Annotated in this window: 10 protein-coding genes; 3 read left to right on the top strand and 7 right to left on the bottom strand. The window is 37.4% G+C overall.

Going from position 1 to position 12,237, the window contains the following annotated elements; all coding sequences use genetic code 11:
* The first annotated feature begins 355 nt into the window (after positions 1 to 355).
* Positions 356 to 1,642 carry a citrate synthase gene (locus tag A3Q34_RS15625; protein ID WP_070376193.1) on the top strand — a complete coding sequence of 429 codons (1,287 nt, stop codon included), beginning with the start codon at positions 356 to 358 and terminating at the stop codon, positions 1,640 to 1,642.
* A gap of 685 nt (positions 1,643 to 2,327) precedes the next feature.
* The gene (tcdA, locus tag A3Q34_RS15620; protein WP_070376192.1) at positions 2,328 to 3,128 is read left to right on the top strand and encodes a tRNA cyclic N6-threonylcarbamoyladenosine(37) synthase TcdA; all 801 of its coding nucleotides are present in this window, start codon (positions 2,328 to 2,330) and stop codon (positions 3,126 to 3,128) included.
* On the opposite strand, the gene A3Q34_RS15615 is transcribed toward tcdA, so the two are convergent.
* Positions 3,119 to 4,804, bottom strand: a complete 1,686-nt coding sequence (locus A3Q34_RS15615; protein ID WP_070376191.1) for a SufS family cysteine desulfurase — start codon at positions 4,802 to 4,804, stop codon at positions 3,119 to 3,121. The genes tcdA and A3Q34_RS15615 overlap by 10 nt on opposite strands.
* 179 nt (positions 4,805 to 4,983) lie before the next feature.
* On the opposite strand from A3Q34_RS15615, the gene A3Q34_RS15610 reads away from it, so the two are divergent.
* Complete coding sequence (locus A3Q34_RS15610) at positions 4,984 to 5,247, top strand: hypothetical protein (RefSeq protein ID WP_070376190.1); 264 nt, start codon at positions 4,984 to 4,986, stop codon at positions 5,245 to 5,247.
* A gap of 47 nt (positions 5,248 to 5,294) precedes the next feature.
* Here A3Q34_RS15610 and A3Q34_RS15605 read toward each other — a convergent pair whose 3' ends face one another.
* The 6 genes from A3Q34_RS15605 to rbfA form a co-directional block, all read right to left on the bottom strand.
* The gene (locus A3Q34_RS15605; RefSeq protein ID WP_070376189.1) at positions 5,295 to 6,677 is read right to left on the bottom strand and encodes a hypothetical protein; all 1,383 of its coding nucleotides are present in this window, start codon (positions 6,675 to 6,677) and stop codon (positions 5,295 to 5,297) included.
* A 30-nt stretch (positions 6,678 to 6,707) separates the two neighbouring features.
* Positions 6,708 to 7,604 (bottom strand): lipoprotein NlpI, encoded by an 897-nt coding sequence (gene nlpI / locus A3Q34_RS15600; RefSeq protein ID WP_070376188.1) that lies wholly within the window; start codon positions 7,602 to 7,604, stop codon positions 6,708 to 6,710.
* Positions 7,605 to 7,700: 96 nt separating this feature from the next.
* Positions 7,701 to 9,818: a polyribonucleotide nucleotidyltransferase gene (gene pnp, locus A3Q34_RS15595; RefSeq protein ID WP_070376187.1), complete on the bottom strand. Its 2,118-nt coding sequence runs from the start codon at positions 9,816 to 9,818 to the stop codon at positions 7,701 to 7,703.
* Positions 9,819 to 10,166: 348 nt separating this feature from the next.
* Positions 10,167 to 10,436, bottom strand: a complete 270-nt coding sequence (rpsO, locus tag A3Q34_RS15590; RefSeq protein WP_070376186.1) for a 30S ribosomal protein S15 — start codon at positions 10,434 to 10,436, stop codon at positions 10,167 to 10,169.
* Positions 10,437 to 10,681: 245 nt separating this feature from the next.
* Complete coding sequence (truB, locus tag A3Q34_RS15585) at positions 10,682 to 11,644, bottom strand: tRNA pseudouridine(55) synthase TruB (RefSeq protein ID WP_070376185.1); 963 nt, start codon at positions 11,642 to 11,644, stop codon at positions 10,682 to 10,684.
* Positions 11,645 to 11,655: 11 nt separating this feature from the next.
* Entirely contained in the window at positions 11,656 to 12,090 is a 435-nt protein-coding gene (gene rbfA, locus A3Q34_RS15580; protein WP_070376184.1) for a 30S ribosome-binding factor RbfA, read from the bottom strand.
* Positions 12,091 to 12,237: the final 147 nt, after the last annotated feature.

Below are 12,237 nucleotides of genomic sequence, written 5' to 3'. Positions count from 1 at the left end.
GATAACTAAACATATTTACCATTAATTGAACAATCCCCTAGTGATCTTAGTTAATATTTGCCTATTAATGGAATAGTCTACAAATAAAAAAATTAGATCAGCTTGATTATATAGCTGAACATTTTTAATTACAATTTTCTTACGCGAGAATTTCACCTTTATTTCAAAGCTATCAGACTATTATTTAACCTATTTTAGCAATTCTTTAACTTTAGTCTAAGGTAGAAACAATTGGTTTGACTTTAAGGGGGTATAATGAAGTAGAATACGGTCAGTTTTATATTCATAAAAACTGACTAACTTTTCAAAAGTAAGTTCAGCAAGCGAATTAAATAATTTATAGGGGATTAAACATATGGCTGAATCTAAAGCCACTCTCAGTATTGATGGTAACGTAGTTGCAGATTTACCAATACTTTCAGGTAGCGCCGGTAACGACGTAATAGACATCAGAACTTTGGGTAATTATGGTTATTTCACTTATGACCCGGGTTTCTTAGCAACCGCTTCATGTGAATCAGCTATTACTTATATCGATGGTGGTAAAGGTATTTTACAACATCGTGGTTATCCAATTGACAGTTTAGCTAAACAGGCTAACTATCTAGAAGTTTGTTATATTTTGTTAAATGGTGATGCACCAACATCGACTCAATATGATGAATTTGTTGATATTATTACCAACCATACTATGGTTCACGAGAAACTGGCTCATTTTTTCCAAGGTTTCTTGCCTGACGCACACCCAATGGCAATGCTTTGTGGTGTTGTTGGTGCTATGTCTTCATTTTATCATAGTGATTTAGACATTGAAGATCCTGTGCAACGTATGCGCAGTGCGCATCGCTTAATTGCTAAAATGCCAACTATTTCAGCAATGGCTTACAAATACAGCATTGGCCAACCATTCGTTTATCCACGTAATGAATTAAGCTATGCAGAAAACTTCTTACATATGATGTTCTCTGTACCTGCAGAAGAGTATGTTGTTAGCCCTACTGTTGCCCGTGCCATGGATAGAATATTTACATTGCATGCAGATCACGAGCAAAACGCTTCAACTTCAACAGTTCGTTTAGCTGGCTCTTCTGGTGCTAACCCTTATGCATGTATCGCTGCAGGCGTAGCATCTTTGTGGGGCCCTGCACATGGCGGCGCTAACGAAGCCTGCTTAAAAATGCTTGAGCAAATAGGTACATTAGACCGTGTTGACGAATTTGTTGCTCGTGCTAAAGATAAGAGTGATTCATTTCGCTTAATGGGTTTCGGACATCGTGTTTACAAAAACTTTGATCCACGCGCAACAGTAATGCGTGAAACATGTCATGAAGTATTGAAAGAGTTAGGCATAAAAGATCCTCTTTTAGACGTGGCAATGGCTCTTGAAAAAGTGGCCCTTGAAGACCCATACTTTATTGAGAAAAAACTTTACCCGAATGTAGATTTTTATTCAGGTATCATCTTGAAAGCTATAGGTATTCCTACCAACATGTTCACAGTAGTATTTGCTATGTCTCGTACCGTGGGTTGGATTTCTCACTGGGATGAAATGTTAGGTCAAGCGGGTCAAAAAATTGGTCGTCCTCGTCAAAACTATATTGGTGAAATTGACCGTGAATTTATCCCATTAAATAAAAGATAATTATTTATTTTATAAATCACTCTTTGAAAGGTAGCTCACGCTACCTTTTTTATTCCTTCAATTTTAGTCGCATCATAAAAACAATTAATAACCCTTTTTTCTTTGATTATCAGGAAATTTCTTTTGCCTCGCCTTAGTAATAATTTTCTCTTTACTGCAATAAAAACAGCATTATCTTGATAAAAATATAAAACAGCCCAATAAACAATCATTATAACAATAAAAAATACTAGCTATACACATAAAAAATAGTATTAATAAACAGTAATTTAAAAAAACACAAACTGATAGTTTAGTTCAATATCGGGCCAAATCTATACCGATAATAGCTAAAAATTACTACAATAATTGTTTCAAAATACTGATGATTTATCAATTATAAGTAAAATAATTGATACCTTGCCACTGCATATTTATTTTTCCAACACTATACCCAGCTAAATCAACTATAATTGTCACCTTACACTCTCTCAATCATTGATTTATTAACAAATCAATCAACCAAACCATGACAATTCTGCTGCCTTAACATTTTAAATTAAAGTGCAGCCAGCGGATAAAGTCGTCATTGTTAAGGGTAAAAATAGCGAGATAAAGAAAAAGGTGAATTGCTTACGGGATTTGCTGTATTCACTGTTAATTCAGCCTTATAATGTTAAAAATTTTATGAGTTAATGATTACGGTATGTCTGAATATCAAATGAGATTTGGTGGGATTGCGCGTCTTTACGGCGTTGCAGGTGCTGCTTTATTAGAAAAAGCGCACTTCTGTGTAATAGGTATTGGTGGTGTTGGTTCTTGGGCTGCTGAATCTTTAGCAAGAACAGGGATTGGTTCGATAACATTAATTGATTTAGATGATATCTGTACAACCAATATCAATAGACAAATTCATGCCCTTACTGAAACGATTGGAGAAAGTAAGGTCGATGTGATGGCTGAACGTATTAAGCAAATTAATCCAAGCTGTCAGGTGAATGTCATTGAAGATTTTGTCACTTTTGATAATTTGCGTGAACTATTAACTAACGATTTTGATTATGTCATCGATGCTATTGACTCAGTGAAAATAAAAACGGCTATTATTGCTCATTGTAAACGTAATAAAATACCGGTAATTACTATTGGTGGCGCAGGAGGGCAAACAGATCCAAGCAAGATTCAACTGTGTGACTTAAGCCAAACTTATCAAGATCCATTACTCGCTAAAGTAAAAAATCAACTGCGCCGTGAATTTAACTTCCCAAAAGCCGATGCGAAAACAAGCAATAAGCGAAAATTTTCAATTGATGCCGTTTTTTCTACAGAACAGCTGGTTTATCCTGACGAAAATGGCAATGTTTGTCACGCAAAGCAAACACAAAATGGTACGGTTCGGTTAGATTGCAGCTCAGGTTTTGGCGCGGTTACTCACGTTACAGCTACTTTTGCTTTCTTTGCGACCAGCCGTGCGATTAAGAAGTATTTAGCTAAGCATCAGCTTTGATGTTGCCTTGCCATCATTTTAATTTTTTCAACGATGGCTTTAACGCCATTACTACGTGATGGGCTCAAGTGCTGTAACAAACCCAAGGTTGAAAAATAAGATTGGTCGTCAAACGCTAATATCTCTGCCGATGAAAGCTGCTGAAAAGCAGCTAATATAATTACCATTAAACCTCGAATAACTTTAGCGTCACTGTCGCAACTAAAAATAAACTCATCTTGAGTATTTTTAGTTGCCATTAACCAAGCATGGCTTTCGCATCCTACAATTAAAGTCGTGTTGTTACGGAAGCTTTTATCCATTCTGACTAATGACTTACCCAGCATCATTATTTCTCGATGACGAGAGTCCCAGCCTTTTAATAAACTAAATCTTGCAATCATAGCTGAGTGATTAGTGTTATTGACCGGCTGTGCTAAGTGAAGTGGCTCAATAACAATTTTATCAACATTGTCATCCGCGCCTTCGATCAGTAAGTTTAGTTTTTCAATAAAAAAATCAATTTCTGTATAAGTATTGTAAGCCGCTAACGAAACTCTGATACAGCCACTTAATTTTAAATAATCCATTAAAGGCATCGCACAATGATGTCCACTTCTGATGGCAATACCATATGCATCTAGCCCGCTGGCAATATCGTAATTATGTGCACCACAGACGGTGAATGAAAGTACGCTAATATCAGGTTTGTCCTCAACAACAAATTTAACCGCTTTAATTTGTGATAATTTTTCATAACAGTAGCATGTCAGTAAGCTTTCATATTTTGCTAACTGAGCTACTCCAAATGAATTAATGAATTCAATACTGGCAGAGAAAGCAATAACACCAGCATAGTTCGGTGTCCCAGCTTCAAATTTAAAGGGGAGTTGATTAAATGATGTTCCTTGAAAACTAACTTTTTTTATCATTTCACCGCCGCCCTGATAAGGAGGCATAGCCGTTAATAAGTCACGTCGACCGTATAAAACACCAACGCCCGTGGGTCCAAACATTTTGTGTGCTGAAAAAACGTAGAAGTCACAGTCTAGAGTTTGCATGTTTAGTGCTAAGTGGGCACAAGCTTGAGCACCGTCAATAACCGTTATGGCTTTATATTTTTTAGCTAAGGTGATGATTTTTTTAACGGGATTCACTTTACCAATCACGTTAGAAATATGCGTAAAACTAACCACCTTAGTTTTTTCATTAAAATAACCTGCTAAGCTATTTTCATCGATACGACCGCTCGCATCTAAAGGTAAAACTTTAATAATAGCGCCAGTTTTTTCGGCAATCATTTGCCAAGGCACGATGTTAGCGTGATGCTCAGCATGGCTTAATAATATTTCATCGCCCGCATGTAAGTTTTTCTGCCCCCAACTCTGAGCAATTAAATTAATTCCTCCCGTTGTACCTGGAGTCCAAATGATTTCTTCTAAGTATTTGGCTTGAATAAAGTGTTGCACCTTAGCTCTAGCTTGCTCAAAAGCCAAAGTAGCTTTAGCACTCAGAGCATGTGAGGCACGATGAACATTAGCATTATATTGCTGATACACCTCAGCTTCGGTATCGATAACCACATGAGGCTTTTGGGTGGTAGCGCCATTGTCGAAATAAACTAACGGCAAGTCGTTGACGGTGTTACTGAGCAAAGGAAAATGCTGGCGGAATGTGCTGACATCGAATTTATTCATAAGAGATTACATGCAAAGATAATATTACTGACATAATTATACCTGATAATACTATAAAAATTGATCATTTAAACAATCAACAGTGTCGCTAGTTTATTTAGACAATAGTCCAAAATAATAGGTTAATTTACCTGTTTTAAACTAGAGTTAAACAGTAAAGAAAATAAAGGGTGAAAAGTATGAAGTTATTTTCATGGTTCATTAAAGCAAATAAGCATCCAAAGCCTGCACAAGAAGGTTTACCAACAGCTGTATCAAATGACATCGCAGATGAAGGAATAAATGCACTTAATCGCAATACTATGTGGCCGATAGCAAAAGTTAAAAACGCGACTGTGATTATTAAGAAGCCAAATAAGAAAATGAATACGTCTCAAAGTACCCATAAATACGAGACGACTAAAGCGAGTAAGCCTATTATTGGCACTATTCCTTTAGGTTAGGCAGAGCTTTCTCAACTAATCTGGCTGATAAAAATAGCGCGAAAGCGTTATTTTTTTGCTTCTATTGCTAGACTAACATTATGTAAATAGTGTGGCATTAAGAACTTTTCGGGGTTGTCGGCTAGCAATTGTAAGTATAAAGCTGGAAAGCCTGTTTGATAATAACGCATCCTAGTTCTTTGCTTTAAAGGTTTTATTGCAACAAAGTCTTTTTCATTACAGCTTTCAGCAATAAAAGCACCCACGCTATCACCTTCTTTAGAAACAGTCCCTAATTTCCAACCTTGCGCAGTATGAGTCACTAACGATGTTTTCCTTGAAATATATTTAGCCCAAGGTAATTCGCTGAGAATTACTGCACGGACTTTCTCACGAGAGCCTTGATAAAAACGTGGCAAAATTGCAACATTATGGGAGAACATCGCATTTTGCACAGCCAAGCAACGAGAATGATTTTTTGGTAGCGCGTACTCATCAATAAAACCAAGTAGATGAGCCAACTCATGATAAAAGACTTCTACATTATCATGACTATCAATATATAAAATACCCGCGTTTACGTTAGCGCCGCCTTTTTCAACAAGCACCGCAATGAACCTGCCTGCTGATACTAGTTTATTATTTGGCCAGATAGATTCGTCACATCGGATCGCTTCATTAATATTATGCTGACAAGCGAGTGTTATTTTACTGATGTATTGTACCGGTGAAAAACACAGGTAAGGTTGTAATGTTGCTAACGTCGATGAAGATACCAGTTCTTCAAAGTATGCTAAGTCGCGTAGATTGGTTGCAAAGGGCGCAATGCTCGCGAGACAATTTTCTTGTGACGGTATATGTGGAGTATTTAAGACCTTGTAACGCAATAGCTTTTTCGAAAAAGATTCAAGTTCTTCAGATGGTTTGTCTGCGTTTATCGTCTCAAGCTGCTTAATATATCGGTCTATTTCTGGTTTTTCTCCTATTGAAATTAAAATCTCAAGTAAAAGCGTTAAGGCAGATTCATTAGACGATATTGGTAATAATAATTTTTTAGCCAGAAGTCGTTTGTTATGGGAAAAATAAATTTTTGCTAAGTCTATTCTCGCTTGCTGATGACCTAATCGAATCGCTTGTCCAAGCCATAGCTCGATATTTTTATTATTGTCGCCTTGCTTATTTTTATAATATTTGGCTAATTTAAATGCTACCTCTCCATCACTTTTAGCCAGTGATTTAGCAATATTTTGCCATCTTGGGTCGTTATCAACATAAGTATTTAAATGCTTATACAAAAGAGTATTTAAGCCAAGCTTTTTTATAACGGTTAATTGTGAGTGGTTAGCGTAACCATTTTCTACGGCTTTAATTAATGAGTTTACCGATAAAAAAGCGCTTATTGATATAACAGTCAATAAGCTGATGATGGTTAAGCTGACTTTATATTTCATTTGCAGGTATAAATAACATCCATCATCACATTAAGACGACTTAGCGGCTTTAACAATTTCTTGTCGCATTAAGTCTAACTCAAGTTTGGCGTATCTGTGTTCAACAAACTCATAGACGTTAGTACTCAAGGCTAATTTAAAAAAGTTTGCTGCAAGTTCATTATTGTCTTTGAGTTGATAGTATTTACCTAAGTAAAAATATGCCTCGCACAAACGTTCACTTAAAGCCTTATTAGAATTTACGCCTATTGATAATTGGCTGATAAACTCTTGTTCGGTTATCTCACCAAGATAAAGTTGGATAATATTTTTAGCCCAAACACTTTCTTCAACTTGCTCGGCAGCGAGCTTTAATGATGTTTGCGCATTAAGGTTATTTGCCGCTGACTCGGCTAAATACATCCATAAAATACGGTAAGGATCATTAGTTTTTCGTTGCTGAAAAGTACTAAAATCATCAATAGATAGTTCAGCACGACCACCATAATATAAAGCAATTCCTCTATTTAAATAGGCATATTCATGTTCAGGCGCTAAATCTATAGCCGAATCAAAAGCCTCATAAGCTTGGTTGAACTCTTGCAATTGGGTGAAATGGATCCCTAAAAAATTATAGGCATCGACAAAGTCTGGCTTTAAACGCAAAGCTCGATTGAAATCAAGACGGGCTAATGAACGTAAACCAACACTGTCGTAAACAACACCGCGGTCATAATAAAGTTCAGCTCGTTGTGCATCGGTTATTTCAGCTCTTTGAATAACATCAGTTAGACGCGCTATCGCTATTTCACTTTTATAATTTATGGCTAATGGTTCAACAATGATAAGTTGATTCATGGCGAGCGAAGCGTCATTTTCTGGGCTGCTTGCACAACCTTGTAAAGATGAGATGACGATGACAAGCGCTACTTTAAAGAATTTATTCACAGAAATAATGTACCTAATGAAATTTTGTATTGACTCATTTTAGTATATAAAAAAGGGAGCCATCAGGCTCCCTTTTTATCTAACTTTTTAAGTAAGCTATTCAGCAGCGTCAGCTACTGGTGCTTCTTTTTTCTCAGTTGCTTCTTTAATACTTAAACGTACACGGCCTTGACGGTCGACTTCAAGTACTTTAACCGTAACTTCCTGGCCTTCAGTTAATACGTCACTTACAGCATTAACACGTTCGTCAGAGATTTGAGAGATGTGAACTAAACCATCTTTACCCGGAAGTACGTTAACAAAGGCACCAAAATCAACGATACGTACTACTTTACCTTGGTAAATTGTACCTACTTCAATTTCAGCCGTTAATGCTTTAATACGATTAATCGCATCTTCAGCTTGCTCACCATTAGTTGCAGCAATTTTAACAGTACCATCGTCATCAATCTCGATAGTTGTACCTGTTTCTTCGGTAAGCATGCGGATAGTAGCACCACCTTTACCAATGATGTCACGAATTTTATCTTGGCTAACTTTGATGGTATGAATGCGTGGTGCAAACTGTGAAATATCATCACGGTGACCAGAAATAGCTTCATCCATTACAGATAAGATATGAGTACGTGCAGCTTTTGCTTGGTTTAAAGCAAGTTGCATGATTTCTTTAGTGATACCTTCAATTTTAATGTCCATTTGAAGTGCAGTAATACCACCGGTAGTACCCGCTACTTTAAAGTCCATGTCACCTAAGTGATCTTCATCACCTAAAATGTCTGAAAGAACAACAAAATCGTCGCCTTCTTTAACTAAGCCCATTGCAATACCAGCAACAGAAGCTTTAATTGGCACACCAGCATCCATTAATGCTAATGAAGCACCACAAACAGAAGCCATTGAAGATGAACCATTTGATTCTGTAATTTCAGAAACAATACGCACCGCATATGGGAATTCTTCAAGTGAAGGCATAACAGCTAACATACCGCGTTTTGCTAAACGGCCATGGCCGATTTCACGACGTTTTGGAGAACCAACAAAACCTGTTTCACCAACACAGTATGGAGGAAAGTTATAATGAAGCATAAATGCGTCAGTCTTCTCACCCATAATCGTATCAAGACGCTGTGCATCACGTTGTGTACCTAAAGTAGCTGTAACTAATGCTTGTGTTTCACCACGAGTAAATACCGCAGAACCGTGAGTTCTTGGTAATACGCCTGTCATTACGTCTAGGGCACGGATCATTTCAGGATCACGACCATCGATGCGAGGCATGCCTTTAGTGATACGACCACGAACAACAGTTTTTTCTAAGTCATGGAATAAATCTTTCGCTTCTTGAACGTTAAGATCTGCGTCACTTGCTAATAATGTTTCAACAACACCATCGCGGATTTCTTTGATTTTTTCGTAACGAACAGCTTTTTCAGTGATTTGGTAAGCTTCGTTAACTTGTGCTTCACTTAATTCTGCAATTTTAGCAATAAGGTCAGCATTCTTAACTGGTGCAACCCAATCCCATTTAGGATTGTTAACTTCAGCAGCCATTTCTTTAATTGCTGTGATAGCCGTTTGCATTTGCTCATGGCCATACATAACAGCGCCAAGCATAACTTCTTCAGATAAAATATCAGCTTCAGACTCAACCATTAGTACCGCAGAATCAGTACCTGAAACAACTAAGTTTAACTTAGACGTTTCTAATTCAGATTGTAATGGGTTAAGAATGTATTTGCCGTCAGTATAACCAACACGTGCTGCGCCAACAGGACCACTAAATGGCATACCTGAAATAGCTAGAGCTGCAGATGTACCTAATAAAGAAATGATGTCAGGGGCAATTTCTGGGTTAGCAGAAACAACCGTAATAACAACTTGAACTTCGTTAGTAAAGCCATCTGGGAAAAGTGGACGAATTGGACGGTCAATCAAACGACAGATTAATGTTTCTTCTTCAGAAGGACGGCCTTCACGTTTAAAGAAACCACCTGGGATTTTACCGGCTGCGTATGTACGCTCTTGGTAGTTAACCGTTAATGGAAAAAAATCTTGTCCTGGTTTTGCTTCTTTCTTACCAACAACAGACACTAATACACACGTATCGTCCATGCTTGCCATAACAGCACAAGTTGCCTGACGTGCGATAGCACCTGTTTCTAAAGTAACGGTATGTTGACCGAATTCAAATGTTTTTGTAACAGTATTGAACATAAATGTTCCTTTTTAGCTAGATATAAATTTTCATTGATTAACCAATCTGTACAATTATTTATTCACTTAGCGCAAAATTTTAACCGCTTAAGTTGAACAAAAAATTATACAGTTTGGATTGATTAGTTTTGCAAAAGCTTAAATTTTCTAAAAATTTGCAGGCACATTATACTATCAAACGCGCTATTTACTAGCCAGAAAGGGGAATTGTTATTAAGAAAAGACAAAAAAGCGTGCTTTGACTAAGTTTGGGCAAGTTACCCGGTAAATAAGCAATAAAAAAAGGAGCTATAAAGCTCCTTTTTCTGATATTACCTTTAAGAAAAAAGGTAACAAATAAATCACATCTTAACGACGTAGACCTAATTTAGCGATGACTGTTGTGTAACGCTCAACGTTTTTGCCTTTTAAATAATCAAGTAACTTACGACGTTGTGCAACCATGCGCAATAAACCACGACGTGAGTGATGATCATGGATGTGCTCTTTGAAGTGACCTTGTAGATGGTTGATTTGTGTAGTTAACAAAGCAACTTGTACTTCAGGTGAACCAGTATCACCTTCTTTTTGAGCATATTCTGCAACGATTGCAGCTTTTTCTGTAGCATTTAAAGACATAATTAATCCTTAGTGTGATGTACCCGAAAGTACTTAAAATTCGCACCTCGCCAAACACTAATTCAGCTAAGGTGACAAAAGAGCGCGCATTGTATCAGCGACAGACGAAATTGCAACTGATATTTGTGTCAGGCCATTATTAACTTGTCGTTAGACTCAATAACATTTAACCCGGAGTAAACACTGTTATATTTTACTGATATAGGCGATAACCAGCCAAGATCCTAAAATGTTAAATAATTTATTTACAGCGTTTTCAAAAATTCGTCTAAAACAACAATGCGTTTAGGTGCAATTAAACCGTTGTCGTCTATATGACCAACACCAATAAACTCTCCATCATTGATATTGTCTCCAACAAAAACCTGCACTAAACCTTCAGCCGGAACATTAGCTGCTTGTACTGGATTACCATGGCGCAAAAAATTAGCAGACATATCATCGATAAAAACCTCAGGGATACCATCACAGGCTGTCGTCATCGGCAATAATAAAGGGTCAAGCAACTTAGATGGCGCTATCTCTTGTTCTTCTGCTTGTGCCACTAATGCTTGTAATTGTTCCAGTGTTACCATTTTATCTGTCGGATAATTTCCCACGGCACTTCTGCGTAAATTAGCAACATGTGCGCCACAACCAAGCAGTTCACCTAAATCGTCGATGATAGTACGAATATAGGTGCCTTTAGATACATGAATATCTAAATCAACTTCGTCACCTTCAAAGCGTAATAAGTCTAAACGAAAAACCGTAATGTCTCGTGATTCACGAGGGACTTCAACACCTTCTCGCGCATATTTATATAAAGGCTGGCCTTTGTATTTTAACGCTGAGTACATGGAAGGAATTTGCTGTGTGGTACCGCGAAAAGACTCAAGTGCTATTGCTAATTGCTCACTTGAAACATCAACCCGTTTTTCCGCAACAACTTCACCGTCAGCGTCACTGGTTGTGGTGCGCACACCCAATTTTGCTGTTACTTGATAGGTTTTATCGGTATCCAGTAAAAATTGAGAAAACTTAGTCCCTTCACCTAAACAAATCGGCAACATACCGGTAGCAAGTGGATCTAATGCCCCAGTATGGCCGGCTTTCTGTGCAAAGAAGATACGCTTAACTTTTTGTAAAGCACTGTTCGATGACATGTCATAGGGTTTATCAAGTAGGATCACCCCATTAATTGGGCGACCTTTTCTGCGTTTAGCCATCTAGCTGTACCCTATGAATTTTCTTCGTTGTTGATATCAGTTGCTTCGTTAGAAGCGGTAGCATCTCGCTCTGAGCTTTCAGCGATATGCTTATCGCTAGCGACAGCTTCATCAACCAATGAACTCATTCGAACACCTTCAGCCATAGAGCTGTCATAAACAAAACGTAAATGCGGCATAATACGGGCACGTAATTTTTTCGCTAATAACGAGCGAATAAAACCAGCAGCTTCATTTAAGACTTCAATAGAGCTTTTTATTTCTGAGGCTTCATTGGTAAAAAAAGTCACGAATATTTTTGCGTAAGCTAAATCACGTGTCAACTCGACAGCAGAAACTGTTGTCATGACTAAGCGTGGATCTTTAACTTCGCGCATCAAAATAGTCGCGATTTCTTTTTGTATTTCTTGTCCGACACGGTCGGTACGGGCAAATTCTCTTGCCATAGGAAATTCTCCTAATAAAATTATCGAGGACTTTTACCTGATAACTTTTAAAATATAAACAAAAATGGAGGCAAAGCCCCCATTTAATATTTGTACAACAGTAAGTGAGCTATCTCATTACATTGAAGCCGATTAACCTACAAAAGC

Origin of the sequence: Colwellia sp. PAMC 20917 (genome assembly GCF_001767295.1) — a bacterium.
Classification (GTDB): Bacteria; Pseudomonadota; Gammaproteobacteria; order Enterobacterales; family Alteromonadaceae; genus Colwellia_A.
This window is presented reverse-complemented; position numbering and strand designations above follow the sequence as displayed.